We start from the raw sequence: 17,936 nt of genomic DNA on the forward strand, positions 1-17,936 counted from the left end.
GTCGCTATAGCGGGCGCGATCCGCCGCGTGAACCAATGTGACGCGCTCCACCCCTGGCGTTAACCATACGGCGGTTTCTCGTACCTGACGGCGGACGCTTAATGCTCGTTTAACACTCTCGCACAAAAGATAACGATCAGCGCGGAGATCAATACGCAGAGAGAATACCGGCAGGAATTCATCCTCTAGGGTGATTGCTTGAGAACACCTCTCATCATCGCGCTGGCCGCGACCTTGGTCGGCTGTAGTCGTCAACCACCGCGCCAAGCGGCCATAGAATCGTGCACTGACAAACATGGCTTCGCCTGCTCCAATAGGACGGCTGCCGATCAGCCGATTAAACTCGCGTCATCCAAAGCCAATAGCCGAACAAAATCGGCCAAGTTTACAATTGCGGCAGCCTCCGAAAAGCAGCCGGCTCATCGTGGCCGTGACAGGGGGCCGGCACATCTCGCTACCAAGAAGGCGAAACCTACTGTCACCACGGCAAAGGCGCAGCCTCCGGCAACCGGAATCCCGCTCCCGCCTCCTTCATTGAAGACGGAACTCGAGCTCAAAAGCAGCGCCCCCGCCGCAGGTCCCGGTACAACAGGGCTAAGCGTCGCGGATCCGCGGTCCACCGTGGGGCCCACTCCGAATTCCAATAGCAGGACGATACAGGAGCAGGTGGCGGCCGCGACGGCGGTTGCAGAGCGATTGACGGTCGCGGCCGCAACCGCGGCACGTGATGGGGCCGCCTCAATTGCAGGTGCGTCGCCTGTCAAAGAGCCGCTGGTTGCCGTTGTAATAGCTCGACCGGAGATCCCGTCGGTATTCGCCCTTACTGCAAAAAACGTTGCTATCGATGACAGGTATTCCGCATCGAGCGGTGATATCATGACCGCGATTGTGGTAGCAGGAGGTCCTGTGGTCCAACTCAGCGCAGGGCACACGGCGGCGATCGATCGACTGGTCAATGGTGAGGTGCCGGCTGCGGTCGCGGCCCTGGTGTCCGTGGACGCAGCAGAGGCGTTTCCTGAAATAAAAGGCTTCAAGATTTTTCACCTCCCACTCTCGTCGCGTTGGTTGAAGCCTCGGCCTTAGCCAATGTACCGGTTGCGCGACGAAGCACGTTGCCGTTCGAGCACAAGCCGGTTCTGTATGGCCGACGGCGTTCGACAGTGCGGCCACCAAGGCCTTTGCCCGAGCGGAATGCATGAGTCCGGAAGTGTGAAGGGTTTCGGATGCCGGCCGCTTGAAGGACGGCGCCGCGAGTTCGGCGGCCGGCGTCCGAAAGCCTCCAAGGGAGGAAACCGCGCTGAGGGAACCGGGGACTGTGCGGCAGGCACTATGGGGATTTGAGCGCCGCGGGTGGGATCGTTGATAAGGATCGAGCCGGTCCGACGAGTTGTGGGACGGTGAAGCCGCTGACGAATGCGCGGCGGACGGCATCGAACTCCATAAGTTGTCCAACGATTTGCGATGGCTGGTGAATATCTGAGCGCGCTCTGTCGTGGCTGGTCGAGATCCAGCAAGTGCGAGGGGCAGATTTGCGGGCTTGCGACGCAGTCATGATGTGTCGATCCTGATGCGGTTCGTTGGAGCTGTCGGCTGGTACCGTGGCGTTGCCCCGCGCGCGAACACCTCGATGATGATCATGCGGCCGCCGCAGCATGGGCAAGCCGGCCTGTTGGGATTGGCGGCAGCACTGGCAGGCTGGTCCTCAGGTTTTGCAGCGGCGAGCAGCTCACGGGCGCGTGCGACGTTGTCGGCGCAAGCGCCTTTGGCGAACAGGCCGTAGTGGCGGATGCGGTGCAAGCCCTTAGGCAGCACGTGGATGAGGAAGCGGTGGACGAACTCGAAGGTCCCGAGCGTCATGTGCTTCTATCGATCGCGTCCTCGATCCGATAATCCTCCCACTTGAAGGTGACGCGCTGCTGGTCGAAGGCGATCAGGCGACTGTTGGCGATGGCCACGCGGTGGGTATAACGCGCAGCCCGTTTGAGCGTCGGCGAAATGGGGACGGCTCGCAATAGAGCGAGCAGGGTGACGCGCAGCAGGCGCGGGGAGGTGGAGGTTGTAACCGAGGACGCCGCAATGACGTTAGCGGCATTTCCCTCGTGGCCCTTTCGATAACAGCAAGGCAAGACGGCCTTCTATCTTGATAGAGCGGTCCCTCGCGGATGGCATCTTCCAGACGCTCCATCCGCTCACCTTCCTGGCGTATCCCCTCAAGCAACTCTTCAAATGCGATGCGCTGCTCGCGATTCTCGAGCTTCTGCGACATCAGCCATCTCATGTGGGCTGGTCCCCACGTTGTCTTGCCCGGATAGATCCGTCCCAGCCGCAGCATCAATGACGAGATCTGTTGATGCCCTAGAGGTCCTTCTTCACCGCCTGACGGGCGCGCTAGAGATCGCGCATAGCCTCATGGCGCTCGTCCGAGAGGCTTACCGCATCGCGCCGGTTCGTCTTCACTCGATCGCCAGCCTTCTTCGGAACGAGCGAGGGGGCCACCACCAGGCAGTCATGGCCGAGGCTCTTGAGCAGTCTGTAGAGGCCATATCCTGTCGGCCCTGCTTCGTAGCAAAACGTCAGATGACAGCATTTCGCTACAAGCTTTGCCACCAGCTTTCGGATCGCTGCCTCCGTGGCAGAAAACTCTCCGAGATATCGTACCTCGCCGCCCGCCGTCGGCAATGGCTATTGCATTGCGCGATTTTGACTTATCGATTCCGACAAATACCTCGGTAGATGACCCACGACTCGCCCTCCTTGTTTGAGGCTCTGCCCGGTCCGTCGAGGCACCCTCGTCGCAACATCGAGGGTGAGTCGCGTCATTTTGTGGAGGGGACATACAGTCTAGCGGTCTCGATGCCCGAGCGTTGGAAACACGCTCAGCTTCGACCATACCGCATTGGTTTCATCAAATGGTCTAAAATTTGAAGCGCTGGCACGCCTAGGCTGAAGATGCCACCAAACCATTGACCTACGTCAAAAGAGGTACATTGATCAGAGGTAACAACGATCCTACGATACAACCGGATTCGCAATCACCTCGCCTAAGCTGCCTTTGCGGTCCGAAGACTCTTTTCTGTCAATTTGCTTCCCGACCAAATTGTAGCTTTGTTTTGGGGGAGAACAGAAGTGGCTTGGAGTAGAGTTCTTTCCTTTACCGATCCGCTGGCGTGCCAGGCAGCCTTCCCGCATTCTGACATTGAAATACTTCCCACGTCGAAAGATTTTCGGGTCGAGATGACCCAGGTCGCCATGAGCCGGCTCTGGTTGCAACGTACTCACTTATCTTCGCCAACAGTCAGCACCGCCACAAGCAAGCCTGGTCGGCGATCGATCGGCTTTCTTACCGAGTCCAATTTGTCACCGTACCATCACTGTGGAATTGAAGTCATGCCCGGCGACATCATTGACAACACGCTTGAAGCCGAGCATCGACGATGCGGCCCAGGTCTCGACTACGGCGCGATGTCCATCCCAACCGACGAGTTTGATACCGCAGTCCAAGCGATAATTGGCTGCGAGTTGATGGAAAATTCAGAACGGCACATTTTTCGTCCGCACCCTGGTTCGATGTCGCGACTGCTGAACTTACACCGGGCGGTCGGATGGCTCGCATATGACACTCCCGAAATTTTGCAACTGCCGGAGGTGCTTCGGGCGCTAGAGAATGAGTTCGTGCACGTCATGGTCAGATGCCTCGCCGATACGCTCGACGAAAAGACCAGCACTCGTGGCCGGTGCCATAATGCGGTCATCGCGCGATTCGAAGAGTTTCTGGAGGCAAATCCCGACCGGCCGCTCTATCTCACCGAAATCTGTGCAGCTATCGGTGTCGCGGAGCGAACTCTTCGCGCCTCCTGCGAAGAGCATTTGGGCATGGGACCGATCCGTTTTCTCACGCTCCGTCGAATGCACCTCGTGCATCGCGCGTTGTTAAGCGCGGCTCCATCGACGTCGACCGTCACTCGGATAGCTACCGACCACGGCTTTTGCGAGCTCGGCCGTTTTGCAGTGGCCTATCGCGCCGCGTTCGGCGAGTCGCCGTCCGAGACCTTGAAGCGGCCCACGGAACAGATTGCGATCCGTCTCAATCGCCCATCATCACTCGTGGCCGCTGAGGCAAACGCATAATCTTGCAAATGGGGCCGCTTTGCTGAATCTGCTTGTGGCCCTGAGCTGAACAACGCAGCCGCAGCCGCTATATCGGCTGACTGCGGAGGACCGGACGTCGTACGATAGCTGCGTTGACTGCTGCTTTTGATCCTCAACGGAATTTCCGCGCGGTCCATTGCGTCAGCGCTAAATTGAGTTTACCCGGGTGCCCCCTCTGAGGTTAGACTGACCACGTGGACCTGCTGCTAATTCGAGAACACTTGGCAGAGGCAGAGCGCCACATTACGCTGAGCGACAAGCACATCGCCCGCCAAGTTGCGATCATTGATGAGTTGGATCGGGGGGCCATTCAACATTGCTGGCCGTCGATCTGCTGCACACTACCGCATGATGCGCGCCAGCTGCATGTGGGGCAGAATTGGGAACTGTCTGTCGGTTGGGCGGTTGGGTCTGTGGTCCCGCAAGCGCGGTGATGGGTGCCGGCGTCACGCAAATGGGTCACGCGATATAGATAGCGTTACGGATTTAAGCGTGACGCACCCGAGTCTCACGCCATGCGCCGCGCTCGGCATGAGCCGCGTCACCTATTATCGGCGCAAGGCCGCTGGAACATTGCCGCGGCCGACCGAAAGGCCGGCATGCGCGATGAGCCGCGCCGACGCCATCGATCTCGACGCCATCGACTTCGCCAAATTCGGTATGACCTCAGTCAAAATGATGCGGGGAACCGATGTCGAGTGTGCGTGGCCGCGCCGGTACCATGACGGCGCGCCTCAAGCACGCCCGGCGCGGACAGGCCACATGGGACACCACGATGGGCGGTCGTGAATACGTCAGCCCGGTTCTCTTTTGAACGAAGGCTACCAGAGCTAGTTTATCCAAATCACCGGCCAAGGCTCTGCGCGTAGGCGTCGGGCTTTCGACGTGCCGCGCGACTTGCCTTCGATCCGCAACAGCCGCGACCATCAGACCGCATCTGGATCATTCCCGGCACCACGCCATAACATCACAGTCACCGATGGACGAAATCGCCCGCTACCTCGCCGACCTCGATCGCGTGCTGCTCAAGAGCCCGCGACACCTGAAGCGCTTCATGCGCTCGCGTAGCATGAAGCCGCCCTCCAGCGACGAGCTTGTGGAGCTGACGTTCCACAAGGCCATCACCGCGAGCCGGTCGCTGCCGCTCGAGTACCGGCGCAAGAGCAAGGCTTGGCTGATCGAGCGCGGCTACGAGCCACTCGATGACGGGGCGCTATGAACGTCGAAGTGATCACGTAGTGACGCCGCCTCAGTTGGCGGCCTCGTGTTCGTGGTTCGTTAAATCGACCCGCCCGGCGCGCTTAGCATCAAGGCGCGAACTCGATAATTTCTTCGCCCGTCAAATCGGTTTCAGTCCCAAAGATCACATCGAAGTGGCCCCACGCAGGCGCATCCGCGCGTCAGATTTTTTTCGACCGCCTCTAGCGGACCAGCACTGCGATGGCGGCCATAAACCCCAGCACCAGAATGGTGCCAGCCGCGAGGGCAATTAAATCGACCGAAGGGTTATGAGGGTAAAGGCGCATGTAGGCTCCTCGCGTATTGCCCCGCATCAAGGCCCCGCCGCCACCTTTAGGGGCATAGGCACGCCGGCGACGGGACCCACGCGGGGCCCTAGCTAGTCTAGCTAGCTAGACTAGCTAGCTAGGTCGTGGACTCAAACCTAGCCCATAGACGGGTTGCAGCCAAAAGGACGGCTGCGAGGAAGTTTTGTGCGGTCTTTTCGTAGCGCGTGGCGACGCGGCGGAAGTGTTTTAGCTTTAAAGAAGCGTTCGACCGTAAGCGTCGTTCCGCTCCCACCTTCTCGCGGCACATGGGATAGGCCAGTTTCACGATCTCTTTGAAGGGATCGGCTTGTGTCTATGCTTGACCATACGCTTAAGTCGGACGTGACGGCGCGCCGGCTGGAAGTGATCACGGAGACGGGACGCCGTCGTTGGTTCTCGAAGGACGACAAGGCTCGGATCGTCGAGGAGACGTTGGTACCAGGCGCGGTCGTTTCCGAGATTGCCCGGCGACACGGGCTGAGCCCACAACAAGTGTTCACCTGGCGCCGGCAAGCGCGCCAGTTGCCGACGCCGATAGCTGACGATCCGCCGTTTGTACCGGCGGTGGTAGACGCCGTGGTACCGGCCGTGGCTGTTGGCCATGAGCGCAAGACAGCGCGATGCAAGGCCAAGCCGGATGTCGGGGGCATCGAGATCGAAACCTAGCTTGGTTAGAAGAGCTTGAGGGTCGAATAGGGCTCGGAGGGGTTTGAGGAATATCGCGAGCTATTGAGTTGATAGTGGAGGGTTTTGTTTTCCTGAAAGACACCAGGCGGCTCTGGATGATTTCGGATGCAGCGCCGAAGACTTATCGCAGACCTCAATGGGTGTACCGGGATCGACTGCACGAGTACTGTCCAGCAGATCGAGGAAGACATCGTGGTGATCGAGGCTGGGCTGTCACGTTTGGATGCCTCAAGGACGAGCTAACCAACCAGCTGTTCGCGTTCAACCTGCCGCCTTATCTTCCTTGTCTGCCCACACTCACGATCTTAAGCGCAAGGGCGCGCCTTTGCCTCAACAAGCGGCGCATCCAAGCATCGCGCTCCTCATCGGTCGTCAGGATCCAGGATATCGCCTTGGGTTGAATGGGCTTCACGAGTGAGTTCGCCTCGGTCGTCAAAGCAACAATAGACGAGATGCTGCCTGCGTCGCGTGGCCGCGCGCGGCCATGACCGGGAAAAAGAGGCAATCGGAGGCCAGATGCGACAGCCGAAACAGCGGCAATTGCTGAATGGCGGCAGCCACTATAGGTCGGGAAAATTATGCAAGTTCGGCTAAATGACAGGAACGAGCCGTGAACGAGGCGTGAATCTTATGCGGTTTTCGACTGATAGGTCGTTCTCGTTCTGGACAGTAGTGCCATACATCGGTTTTCAAACCGCGCCAATGCGGCGATGCCGTACTGCGGATGTCGGTGCGGCGGGCCGAGCTCGATGGTGCATGGGTGAGTGAGGGCAGGACAGTCGCGGCCGCGATGCGAGCGAAACACAAGCAGTGACGGTCGCTGGAGCCCGTGGCCGGGCTCGAACCGGCGAAGGGCGGATAGCTTGAGGCACACTAGAAAGGACGACCATGCAACAATGCACCTGCTGCGCAGCACCAGGCCAGTTTTCGATCCTCGTTGCTGCAGGCCCCGGCGAGCCGCCACTCGATCCGCGCTACTACCTGCCCAACCAAATGGTCCGCTCGATGGCAAATGACCTTGGGGAGCAAATCAAGGAGCTGTGGTTCTGCAAGTCGTGCATTCGCAAGGTCGAGGACAATTTTCGCGCAACGATCCTCTCCCTGCGAGCCGGGAACAATCTCGGGTGATGGAGCACGTGGCCGGTCTCGAACCGGTACACACAACAGCCGCTCTACCACTGAGCTACAAGAGCATTAAAAAGGCCCCAGCTCTACTGAGGAGGTGAGCTGGGGCCAGTAAGTCAGTGGGTCACTCAGAGTGCCCTCTGGAAGCGAGGGCCATCGGCAGCTTGGCCATCGCCTGCTGTTCCTCTTCTCGCGCGCGGCCTTGATCTCAAACAGCACGACGATTGCGCCGACCAAAACGATCCCTGCCGTCGCCAGTATTAGCACTATGGTCATGGCTCAGCTTTCAAAAAAGCCCCGGCTTCGACTGAGGGCTGGGGTCACGTTCAGCGCCCTCCGGGTGAGGGTACCGGCAAAACTCAGCCATCGCTTGGACCTTCCTACTTCGCTTTAGGAACTGCTTTTTGGCGAGCCGTTGGGCATTCGGTCGTGCAAGTGCCGTGGCGGGATTTCTGCACGGCCTGTTCGACGGAGGAAGAGGTCTAGCGGCGGCGAGAGAAAGGCACTCGACGCCGCCGCTATGGGTGCAGATATGGGACCGATCTCGCCGGAAGCAGGCACCATCGAGGTGGACTAGCACGGCGCGTGCGCGCCTTTGCCGATCCTACGAAACCGCCGGGAATGGCGACACAGGGCAAAGGGCTCAATCGGTAGTCACTGATGATGCGTTCGCTTGTGACGTACTGCGGGCTTTCCGCCTTTCCCGGCATAGTAGGGATTGACCACGCATGATGCCGCGCGGCCCGATGCGGACGCCTGACACTGGGCCATATTGGTGTAGGCGCACTCGAAATAGTAATCCATGAAGCCGCCCGTATAGACTTGGAGGCAAACCGGGTAGGCGGGATCGTAAGTCTGCGCTTGCACGGATGTGGCGGCGCAGAGAGCGCCACTCACGAGAATTGGAAGGACTGGAACGCGCATCGGAACACTCCTCAATCAGGCCAGGACGTTAACTGTCCTCGGGCGGAAGAGGTGACACCGTTCCGATCTCAGGCGCAAATCCCGCACGCTCCTTCGAATGTCACGTCTGCACGCTCGACGCTGCGGGTGAATTTCTCGACATGATCGAGACCTTCCTAGGCAGGGATAACGGCGACAAAGCGCATGAGCTAGGCGAACGTCTCGCCCGCGAAACCGGCCTGCCGTTCGCCGAGCGGCGCGAACCTAGCGGCCTAATCATCGACAGGCGTTGAGAAAAGGTCCCAGCTTCGGGTGAGCTGGGGCCAGTAAGTTACGTAAGCCCGCTAAAGCCGACATTCGCGCTTTTTGGCGCGCGCCTAACTCAACCCGGCATCAGCGGCGCGGCCGGTGTCGGGTGCGGGCGCGGCGGCGGCGTGCCGGTGAGCTGCCCGGTCTGATCGGCGGACCACCCGGCGCGGGACCGCCCGCCGTCGGTGGATTCATCGCGCCCTGCGGCCCGGCTGCAGCTCCCGGCTGCTTGGGGTCTGTCGATCACCGCTTGCTCCCGCGATCGTCACCGCTCGCGCTTCGCCCGCATTGCGGCGGCAAATGTTCTGCCTTCATTCAACCATGTAGCGAGCGGCAGGTCGTTGAGCCGCTTCACCATCACCCTCTTGATGCCGGACAGCCCGTGGTCGTCGAATTGGAAATACCAATGGTCTTTGCCTTTGGGCCCGGTACAACTTCAGGCAGGGCTCGCCGATCAGGTGGACGACTGTCTCTCTGGTGAACATCGTCAGTTATAGTTTCGTTCGATAGCCCGGACGCCCGCGTCACAGGTGATCCTGGTGCTGCCACTTGCAGCCCGGGCTTTGAAGTAGGCCAACAAGCGACATAGCAGGTTGACCGAGTACTTAAAAAAAAGGCCGCCAACCGAGGCGGCGTTGCAGATATCAAGAGGCCGAGCACGCAATCAGCGTTGCCGTACTGAGGGACACTACGACAAGAGCTTGTTCACTGCGCGCTTGAAGGTCGTCATTGTCCATTGCCTTCTAACGCCACCTCGCCCATCTGGTTCACTGTGAAACCAACGAGCATTTGAGACGTCAGCCTTATTCACTCTTAAACTGCGCGATCTTTTGATCTTGGCTCTAGAGCTCTACGTCGTGGCGGTCCGCCAAGCGTCTGGCGCGCCTCTTGGCTTCGGTCTCGTCCTTGCACATTAGATCGATACGAAGCTCGATATGCCCGTAGAGCGCATAATGTATGCGCGATACTCTCGCTCTGGTGGTCCCTTCTAAGCGCTAACTCGCGTTTTGAGGTACTCCGCGTTCCGTTCAAGGATGCATTCGCGTTTGCAGAATGTTTTGCATCTCTTCCAAGCGTCCGCGTAAACATGAAAAGGACATCATGACGAGGAACGGTTAGAAGGCGGACGTCGCCAGGGGGCCGATTCGGGCCGTGCGGAAATTTCATCGACGCGAAGTGAAGAACGCCTCAAGGGGTCTCAACAAGAATATACCCGCGATTCTCAACCGTATCGAATGTGCGCATACCCTTAACGAGGGTCGCAGTTGGCATCCACACCCAGCCAGCGCTCGCAGGGTTGACGTCAAGGACAAGGAACGAGTCGGATTCAGCGTCATATGCGCCAAGCGGCGAGATATGTCCGGGGCCCTGTTGGCCCACAGCCTTGCGTTGGTAGGCGACGATCACATAGTCGCCCCGACGCCTGAGGTTTTCAACCAAATCAGTCCGAATATCCTGCTCGGGCTTGCTGTCATCAACGATGACAAGCCGGGTCGTTAGGCCATTTGCCCTCAGCATCTCATCGAGCTGACGGACCTGATAGCCGAAGTCCTGGATCTGTTTTCCATTGATCGTTACAGGTTCGCCGAGAACTTGCGCGCGGGTCTTCAGGCCTTTGATGATCACGTTGTCCTGCGTGAAGCGAGGGATCGTGGGATCGTATGCGCTCGGAATGTATTTAAGGTCTTCTGAATGTAATCGGCTCCGGTCCCGGGGCAGATCAGGGCTCCGGCCTCGAACGGCGTTGAGCACAATTGCTGCAGACGCGGGTCCACAGAACGCGCCGTTAGACTCCGCCTCAAATTGATTGGCAAGGGCGGGAAAGTCCACCTTTGCAGTTGAGTGGGCCAGCCGCGCAAGCCCCTCATCCGACGAGAATGGCACAAGCTCCTGAGAAATGGTCGCTGGTGCATTGTCTAGCGCAAATGCTGCCGGAAGTTGCACCGTCAGCAGCAAGAACGCGAGTGCAATTTGCGCGAGATGTGACATGGTTAGCTCCTCTGCCCGACGGAAATCGAATCTAACGAGCCCCAAAGGCCGGTTACAGCAGAAATGTTGCCACGCTTTTGCGACTCAGGAGACTGAAGTCGCCTATGGACGGCTCCGGGCTAGCAAGAAGAATCGTCACTTGCGGCGTTGGTCGGAGCGCCATGTGTTCGGCCTCACATGATGAGTCCTCTGTCAATGGCCTTCAGCCGACGGCGATCCGAGGTGAGCTCTCTTGCTGCAGGGCTGCCTGCTAACCTCACATCCGGCGGGATGGTGATCCCGACCACTGTCCCTCATTCGGGACTGGAGAGCTTCCAAGGAACAGCACCACTCTGTGAAGACGGCGGCGAAGCGCCACGCCGAACAACGGCGACGTTCCCTCGGATCACCGGTGCAGTGCTGTTGCGGCGCTGCCCGGTTTCGGAGACGGTTACATGGAGGGCTTCGTGACCGCACCCTCGGGCATGACACCGTCGATGACGAACCGCCATAAGGCAATCAGGAGTTTGCGCGCGAGCGCGACCACCATGACCTTGCGAACGCGGCGGCCAGTCGAGCCGACGCGTTCACGGAACCAGACCACCTGCGCGGCCCCTGGCTGGTAGCGTTGCCAAAGCCAGGCCAATTCGACCATCACCGTTCTGAGCCGACGGTTGCCTGCTTTCCCGATACCCTGCTCACGATCGATGCCCCCGCTGCTATACGGCGTCGAGGTGAGCCCGGCATATGACCCGAGCGCCTTGCCATTAGCGAAGCGTCGGACAAAGGCCTCTCGCACCAGCACGGTTGCGCTTTGTACACCGATGCCGCGCAGGCTGATGAGTTGCTGGATCATCTTACCGGCCTGGTCCGGAGCACGGGTTTTGGCAACGGCATCACGTTCAAGTTCCAACTCCGCAATTTGCGCAAGAACAAGTTCTAGCCTCGCAAGCAAACGCGCGATCTTGGCCAATGCATTTGGCGGTATTGGATCGCCAAGGCCCGTCCTCAGCTCGTTTAGCCGGCGACGACGGCTTTGAAGAAGGGGATTGTAATCTTCAGTGCCCAGCGTTGCCAGAACGGCACCGATCTTATTCACGAGGCCGACACGCTCGGAGACCAACTCACTTCGCTCCCGGATACAACGCCGCGCATCCTCATCGACTTCGTCCGGGATTGGCACCATCGAACAGACGCGGGGCTCGCCGCGAAGCCAGGCAAGCAAAGTGCGCAACAGCAATTCTGCATCGATGCCATCCGATTTACCGCGGCGCATGCGCCGGTCAACGGGTACACTTGAAGGTTGGACGACGTGCACCTCTATGCCGTGCGCCATTAGCCATCTCGCCAGCCAGAACCCGCACCATCCGGCCTCGTAGCTGGCGACCACCCGCTTGACCGAGCGACCAGCGGCAGCCGCTCGGATTCGGTAACCGTCAATCGTCGCCAACAGATTATTTTTATCCGGCTCGATCGTCCGCTTCGCCTTGGTCTGCGAAAGGCCAGGTACCTGCGCCGCCAAGACCCAGCTCTTGTTGCTCAACTCGATCGCCAGAATGAGCGTTTGATCGTAATCGACAGAACGCGGCAGCATATTGGTCGAATGAGACATGATCAGACCTCCGGTTTCCGATGACGCAGCTTAGCTCCTCTGCGCCTCATTCATGGGATCTGTTAGCGCGGTTCACGTGACCGCTGGCCATAATGCCCTCCGCGGATCAGGTCCCGGTCAATAGCACGCATTCGACGATGCTGTGGCCCAAGTGGGTTGTCCTGATCGCCGGATCAACCGGCGCTGCATTAGTGCTGTTCGCCCTTCCAACCGTTACGTTGCACCCGGATGACCGGCTGTGATCTCGTTCACGCCGTAAGAGTGGCGGGTTCCTTGTAGCATTCGTCCTGGCCATCCTCGCCCATGCCATCCTGGCGAGCTTGTTGGCGAGTGCGATGGCCGCGACCTTGGTGGGGCGCCGCGCCAACAACGCGATGAGCCAGGGCCGATGCCCCGTGCCATGGATCTTGGCATAGCGGATCACGGCGACTGCGCCTGCCGTGAACAGGCTGCGCAAGTAGCGATCGCCTTGCTTGCCGATGCGCCGAGCTTGGCTGCCCCGTCAAAGCGCAGGAAGCGTCGCCGATCATTCGGGTTTAGGTGAATGCGCTGGCGGATCGGAACCCAATCCGCGAGAAGCCCGAACCGATCTTCCAGCGCGTCATGCTGATCGGCCGGAATGGCGTTGACGGCCGCTGTCAGATCACCAGTCCCAAACAGTTCAATAGCGGTGTTTGCCTCGTTCGGCATCAGCGCGGCTGGGGGTGGATTCTCGACGCGACCTTCAGGCGCCGCGCGACTGAGAGCCTTGTGATACATCCATGCGTCAGGTTCGCCGGGATGTCGCGGTGTATTTCCTGGTAGAGTCGGTACGTCTCCTCGCTCAGCGCGACCATGTCTTTGTGACTGAGACTGATCGGGGCCGCTTCGGTCAGATCGAAGAGCCGGTGAAGATGGTCCAAGGCGTTGGCCTGCCGCGCCTCCGCAATGTTCTTATCATCCGTCCCGAGGCTAACCGAGGCGTCGCTTCCGATCGTCACAGTACGGGCGAATGGATAGTCATCTGGTGGACTGATGCTGAGCAAGACGCGCTTGCCGCGTAGTCGATCTACGATCTTGGCAGAGACACGAATTCGGAAGCGGCGGATCAAGCGGTCATGTCCGCCAGATTTGATCTGCCTCAAGTGCCTCGCTCCCGATGCAGTAAAATGCAGGCCGCGCGGCATACTCGGTTGATGCGAGAGGCAGCCGACGCTTGGAGCGGTGGATGAAGGCTTCCCTGGTTACGATTGAGCCGAACGGGCATTCCTGCAGCGATTGTGCGGTCCGCGAATTCGCGGTCTGCTCGTCATTGGACGCGGCCGAACTCCGGGAGCTCGAGCATCTGGGACGGCGCGTCCATTTTGCCGCCGGTCAGACCGTCTTCTCCGAGGAGGACATCACAACGTCGTTCTACAACGTCCTCGACGGCGTCATGCGGCTGTACAAGCTGTTGCCTGATGGCCGCAGGCAGATCGTCGGTTTTGCATTGCCTGGCGATTTCCTGGGGATGAACATTTCCGGGCGCCATAATTTCTCCGCCGATGCGATTGGCACGGTGACGATCTGCCAGTTCGCGAAGGCGCCCTTCACCCGTTTCATCGAGGACCGGCCGCATCTCTTACGGCGGATCAACGAGCTGGCAATCCGCGAGTTGACCCAGGCGCGCGACCACATGGTCCTGCTTGGCCGCCGCTCAGCGGACGAAAAGGTGGCGACCTTTCTCCTCGGCTGGCGTGAACGGCTGATCCTGCTCAAGGGACCGATAGGGACGGTGCCGCTGCCGATGAGCCGGCAGGACATCGCCGACTATCTGGGTCTCACCATCGAAACTGTCAGCCGCACCTTCACCAAGCTGGAGCGCCTCGGCGTGATCGAGATCATCCCGGGCGGCATCGGCCTGCTCGATGCCGAACGGGCAGGGGCGTTGGCGGCCGCCTGAAGCCGGGGTCTTCCATGGGCCCCTCCGATTTTTGATCCCGATCAATGACGCCCGGCGCGTGCCGCGAATAATGCCGAAAGCGATTCGGGAGAGGCGCGATGCCGACTGATGCTTTGCTGGTGACCATTGCCGTCGTAGCCGTCTTTGCCGTTTTTTCCGCGGCCTTGGCCTGGGCGGACCGACAGGCCAGCACCGCGCGCCCCGATTCGGATTTCAAACGCTGAAGCCCCTGAGACCGCGGTCGCGTTCCAACGCGCCCACCGCGCGCGTCTGCTTGCCTTGATCGGCCCTTCGCGGCTTGCGGCATCTGCAACTCTGCATCGTCCGGATCGCATTGGCGCATCCTGCGGATGCGGCTTTCAGCACGACCGCGGCATTTTCGCGGCATTTGCCTCAAATCATGTGCATGCTTTCCGGTTGAAAAGCCTGCTAACGTTGACTACGCAGGAACTCAGTGCCTCGCAGTCTTAGGAGTCCCGCGGCGTGCCTCAGGACAAGGCCGGTGACCCCCGACAGTCGTCGGGCAACAAACTATCGGTCCTGCGCAAGCACCCGATCTTCGCAGATCTGGAGCCGGAGGCGCTCGACCAGCTCTGCCGCTATGCCAAGCACACCTTGGTGAAGCGCGGCGCGACGATCGCCGCGAAGGGCGACGCGGGCAACAATCTTTTTGCGGTGATCTCGGGGACAGTAAAGATTTCCTCTTCTTCGCCCGATGGGCGGAACGCCATTCTCAATCTGATCGGTCCGGGAGAGATTTTTGGCGAGATCGCCGTCCTCGACGGCGCGCCGCGTTCGGCGGATGCGACCGCCAACACCAATTGCGAACTCTACGTCATCGATCGGCGGGACTTCCTGCCCTTCGTGAAGAGCCAGCCGGCGCTGGCGATGAAGTTCATCGAGCTGCTCTGCGCGCGCCTGCGCTGGACCAGCCAGCAGGTCGAGCAGGTGATCCTGCAGAACCTGCCGGGCCGGCTCGCAAGCGCACTCCTCGGCCTCACCGAAGAGCGCAAGCTCGATTCGGGCAGTGGCACGCTGGCCATCACGCAGCAGGAGATCAGCGAGATGGTGGGGATGACGCGCGAGAGCATCAACAAGCAATTGCGCGCCTGGGCCGGACGCAACTGGGTTCGCCTCGAGCATGGCGCGATCGTCGTGCTCGATATCGATGCGCTGCGCGAGCTCGCCGAGAGCGGCCTCGACGGCGAGTGACGGCTTCGACCTAGCCGTCGATGATGGCGACCGCGCGGGTCCAGCCCGCTGAGGCGCGTTCGATCTTCACCGGAAAGCACGAAATCGTGAACCCGCTCGAGGGCAGCTTGTCCAGATTGTGCAGTTTCTCGAGATGGCAATAGCCGATGTGCCGTCCCGCCTTGTGGCCTTCCCAGATCAGACGGGCGTCCCTTGTTTCCGCATATTTCCTGGCGGTGTAGACGAACGGCGCGTCCCAGCTCCAGCCGTCGGTGCCGGTCAGCCGCACGCCGCGTTCAAGCAGGTACATGGTGGCCTCGTAGCCCATGCCGCAGCCGGAGTTGACGTAGTCGGTCTGGCCGAATTTGGCGCCGGCGCTGGTGTTGACGACGACGATCTCCAGCGGCGACAGCGTGTGCCCGATGCGCTTCAGCTCCTTCTCGACGTCTTCGGCGGTGGCCACGTAGCCGTCGGGCAGGTGCCGGAAGTCGAGTTTCACGCCGGGCTGAAGACACCATTCGAGCGGCACCTCGTCGATGGTCCATGACCGCTCGCCGCGGTTCATGGTCGGGTGGAAGTGCCAGGGCGCATCGAGATGCGTGCCGTTATGGGTGGAGAGCGAGACCTGCTCGACGGCCCAGCCCTGACCGTCCGGCAGGTCCTCCGCCTTGAGGCCATCGAAGAACTGCAGCATGTGCGGCAGGCCCTGCTGGTGATCGATGTACTGGATCCTCGGGTGATTGCCCGGCGGATCGGCCGGCACGTCGTTCTGCAACGGCACGGAGATATCGATCAGCTTTCGCGGCATGGCATTTCCCTCGAGATGTCCGGGGTCGTCCGCACATCCTGAGGGCGGGCTACCGGTAACGTCAAGTAACGCGCCGGCGACGTCAACGCAGCGTGATGGGCGTCGCCGAAGCACCATGCGCGGCAGCCAGAACGAAACGCGCATCAGCATGAACAGCATCGTGCTGTAGTACGGCCAGTCGGCTTCGGAAAAAAGGGACCATCCGCTGATTGCCTCCCCCGGAGCACCACCCGATCCATCGATGCAACTCTTGCATTGATCGATGCCGGATTTGGCTTGGACTCAGAATGCCGCCCGGCCTAGGGACGACATTGGCGACATCGCGCGCTGATGCAGCGCGTTCGCGCAGGGATGGGGCGTCCGTCTCGTCCGAACCTCCAAGCCGCAACCAATAGCGGTCGAGCATAAAACGAGAGGAACGTTCATGGATACAACGAGCATCGTTGTCTCGTGTCCGGCATTGGCCGACGGCGGGGCGCGATTGCAGGGCGGCCGGCACTTGCCGCGCAGATCCCCGATCACGAAGCAGCCAAATCCACTCGACTCCGTCTCGCAATCCTACCAAGGTGGTGCAGTTGTAGCGCTCGACTTCACACCTGAAGGAGGGCGACCCAAGGCGGCCCGCAGCACCTGCCCGACGACGACATAATCAACTCAGGAGGAAAGCCCAGATGAAGACATTAACCGGCATCATCGCAGCCGTTGTTCTGGCGGTCTCAGCACCCCTGGCGACCGCACGCGATTTCCGCTCCGCCGACATACATCCCGCCGACTATCCGACCGTCGAGGCCGTCAAGTTCATGGGCAAGCAGCTCGCGACGGCGAGCGGCGGCAAGCTCGGCGTGAAGGTGTTTCCCAATGGAGCCCTGGGCTCGGAGAAGGACACCATCGAGCAGCTCAAGATCGGCGCGCTCGACATGATGCGGATCAACGCATCGCCGTTGAACAACTTCGTGCCGGAAACCATCGCGTTGTGCCTGCCCTTCGTCTTCCGGGACACGCAGCACATGCGCACCGTCCTTGACGGGCCGATCGGCGACGAGATCCTGGCGGCCATGGAGCCTGCGGGATTGGTCGGCCTTGCCTATTACGACAGCGGCGCGCGGTCCATTTACACCGTCAAGGCACCGGTCAAGTCGCTCGCGGACCTCAAGGGTCTGAAGATTCGCGTCCAGCAATCCGACCTGTGGGTCGGCATGATCGAGAGCCTAGGAGCCAACCCGACGCCGATGCCCTATGGCGAGGTCTACACCGCTCTCAAGACCGGTCTGGTGGACGCAGCCGAGAACAACTGGCCTTCCTACGAGTCGTCGCGCCACTTCGAGGCAGCCAAGTTCTACAACGTCACTGAGCACTCCCTGGCGCCCGAAGTTCTCGTGATGTCCAAGAAGGTCTGGGACACGCTGAGCAAGGAGGATCAGGCGATGATCCGCAAGGCGGCCAAGGAGTCGGTGCCCGTCATGCGCAAGCTCTGGGACGAGCGTGAGCAGGCATCCCGCAAGACCGTCGAGGCGGCTGGCGTTCAGGTCATTACGATCGCCAACAAGCAGGAATTCGTCGATGCGATGAAGCCGGTCTACGCGAAGTTCGCCGGTGACGAGAAACTGCAGAGCCTCGTCAAGCGTATCCAGGACACGAAGTAAGAACATGGCGTCGGGTCCGGCGTCGCCGACTGGCGACACCGGACCCTCGCAAGGAGACGCGCAAGGAGACCCG

Annotated in this window: 16 protein-coding genes and 2 pseudogenes; 8 read left to right on the forward strand and 10 right to left on the reverse strand. The window is 60.3% G+C overall.

Going from position 1 to position 17,936, the window contains the following annotated elements; all coding sequences use genetic code 11:
* The 3 genes and pseudogenes from AXW67_RS43480 to AXW67_RS23255 form a co-directional block, all read right to left on the reverse strand.
* Positions 1-297 (reverse strand): hypothetical protein (locus tag AXW67_RS43480; protein ID WP_210183975.1); only part of this gene is annotated, 297 nt, incomplete at its 3' end.
* A gap of 1,251 nt (positions 298-1,548) precedes the next feature.
* Positions 1,549-1,973, reverse strand: a pseudogene (locus AXW67_RS23250) (transposase); the annotation flags it as partial.
* 415 nt (positions 1,974-2,388) lie between these two features.
* Positions 2,389-2,607, reverse strand: coding sequence for a transposase (locus AXW67_RS23255; RefSeq protein ID WP_145927806.1), 219 nt, complete (start codon positions 2,605-2,607; stop codon positions 2,389-2,391).
* A 519-nt stretch (positions 2,608-3,126) separates the two neighbouring features.
* On the opposite strand from AXW67_RS23255, the gene AXW67_RS23260 reads away from it, so the two are divergent.
* Together AXW67_RS23260 and AXW67_RS23270 are read left to right on the forward strand one after the other, a co-directional pair.
* The gene (locus AXW67_RS23260) at positions 3,127-4,128 is read left to right on the forward strand and encodes an AraC family transcriptional regulator (protein WP_145927807.1); all 1,002 of its coding nucleotides are present in this window, start codon (positions 3,127-3,129) and stop codon (positions 4,126-4,128) included.
* Between the two features lie 1,000 nt (positions 4,129-5,128).
* Positions 5,129-5,368, forward strand: a complete 240-nt coding sequence (locus tag AXW67_RS23270; protein ID WP_063679723.1) for a hypothetical protein — start codon at positions 5,129-5,131, stop codon at positions 5,366-5,368.
* Positions 5,369-5,793: 425 nt separating this feature from the next.
* On the opposite strand, the pseudogene AXW67_RS40770 reads toward AXW67_RS23270, so the two are convergent.
* A pseudogene (locus tag AXW67_RS40770) lies at positions 5,794-5,913 on the reverse strand (IS5/IS1182 family transposase); the annotation flags it as partial.
* 98 nt (positions 5,914-6,011) lie between these two features.
* On the opposite strand from AXW67_RS40770, the gene tnpA reads away from it, so the two are divergent.
* The gene (tnpA, locus tag AXW67_RS23275; RefSeq protein WP_063679724.1) at positions 6,012-6,362 is read left to right on the forward strand and encodes an IS66-like element accessory protein TnpA; all 351 of its coding nucleotides are present in this window, start codon (positions 6,012-6,014) and stop codon (positions 6,360-6,362) included.
* Between the two features lie 1,800 nt (positions 6,363-8,162).
* Here the strand turns inward: tnpA and AXW67_RS40775 are convergent.
* Positions 8,163-8,432, reverse strand: coding sequence for a DUF3551 domain-containing protein (locus AXW67_RS40775; protein WP_082908008.1), 270 nt, complete (start codon positions 8,430-8,432; stop codon positions 8,163-8,165).
* A 140-nt stretch (positions 8,433-8,572) separates the two neighbouring features.
* Here AXW67_RS40775 and AXW67_RS44775 point away from each other — a divergent pair, with 140 nt between their 5' ends.
* Complete coding sequence (locus AXW67_RS44775; RefSeq protein ID WP_283806466.1) at positions 8,573-8,704, forward strand: hypothetical protein; 132 nt, start codon at positions 8,573-8,575, stop codon at positions 8,702-8,704.
* A 1,204-nt stretch (positions 8,705-9,908) separates the two neighbouring features.
* Here AXW67_RS44775 and AXW67_RS23295 read toward each other — a convergent pair.
* From AXW67_RS23295 to AXW67_RS23310, 4 genes are all read right to left on the reverse strand, one after another.
* Complete coding sequence (locus AXW67_RS23295) at positions 9,909-10,709, reverse strand: phytochelatin synthase family protein (RefSeq protein WP_063679770.1); 801 nt, start codon at positions 10,707-10,709, stop codon at positions 9,909-9,911.
* Between the two features lie 430 nt (positions 10,710-11,139).
* Positions 11,140-12,300 (reverse strand): IS110 family RNA-guided transposase, encoded by a 1,161-nt coding sequence (locus AXW67_RS23300; protein WP_063679727.1) that lies wholly within the window; start codon positions 12,298-12,300, stop codon positions 11,140-11,142.
* 420 nt (positions 12,301-12,720) lie between these two features.
* Complete coding sequence (locus tag AXW67_RS23305) at positions 12,721-12,990, reverse strand: hypothetical protein (protein WP_063679728.1); 270 nt, start codon at positions 12,988-12,990, stop codon at positions 12,721-12,723.
* Positions 12,990-13,424: a hypothetical protein gene (locus AXW67_RS23310; protein WP_145927808.1), complete on the reverse strand. Its 435-nt coding sequence runs from the start codon at positions 13,422-13,424 to the stop codon at positions 12,990-12,992. The genes AXW67_RS23305 and AXW67_RS23310 overlap by 1 nt, the downstream gene beginning before the upstream one ends.
* Before the next feature lie 83 nt (positions 13,425-13,507).
* On the opposite strand from AXW67_RS23310, the gene AXW67_RS23315 reads away from it, so the two are divergent.
* The 3 genes from AXW67_RS23315 to AXW67_RS23320 all read left to right on the forward strand — a co-directional run bounded on the left by AXW67_RS23315 (position 13,508) and on the right by AXW67_RS23320 (position 15,433).
* Complete coding sequence (locus AXW67_RS23315) at positions 13,508-14,221, forward strand: helix-turn-helix domain-containing protein (RefSeq protein WP_063679730.1); 714 nt, start codon at positions 13,508-13,510, stop codon at positions 14,219-14,221.
* A gap of 98 nt (positions 14,222-14,319) precedes the next feature.
* Entirely contained in the window at positions 14,320-14,445 is a 126-nt protein-coding gene (locus tag AXW67_RS44780) for a hypothetical protein (RefSeq protein WP_256380026.1), read from the forward strand.
* A 259-nt stretch (positions 14,446-14,704) separates the two neighbouring features.
* Positions 14,705-15,433, forward strand: coding sequence for a Crp/Fnr family transcriptional regulator (locus AXW67_RS23320; protein WP_063679731.1), 729 nt, complete (start codon positions 14,705-14,707; stop codon positions 15,431-15,433).
* A 10-nt stretch (positions 15,434-15,443) separates the two neighbouring features.
* Here the strand turns inward: AXW67_RS23320 and AXW67_RS23325 are convergent, their stop codons facing one another.
* Positions 15,444-16,220 carry a cyclase family protein gene (locus AXW67_RS23325; protein ID WP_063679732.1) on the reverse strand — a complete coding sequence of 259 codons (777 nt, stop codon included), beginning with the start codon at positions 16,218-16,220 and terminating at the stop codon, positions 15,444-15,446.
* 671 nt (positions 16,221-16,891) lie between these two features.
* Between AXW67_RS23325 and AXW67_RS23330 the strand changes: the two genes are divergently transcribed.
* Positions 16,892-17,863: a TRAP transporter substrate-binding protein gene (locus tag AXW67_RS23330; protein ID WP_027555018.1), complete on the forward strand. Its 972-nt coding sequence runs from the start codon at positions 16,892-16,894 to the stop codon at positions 17,861-17,863.
* Positions 17,864-17,936: the final 73 nt, after the last annotated feature.

This window comes from Bradyrhizobium neotropicale (genome assembly GCF_001641695.1).
GTDB classification, from domain to species: Bacteria; Pseudomonadota; Alphaproteobacteria; order Rhizobiales; family Xanthobacteraceae; genus Bradyrhizobium; species Bradyrhizobium neotropicale.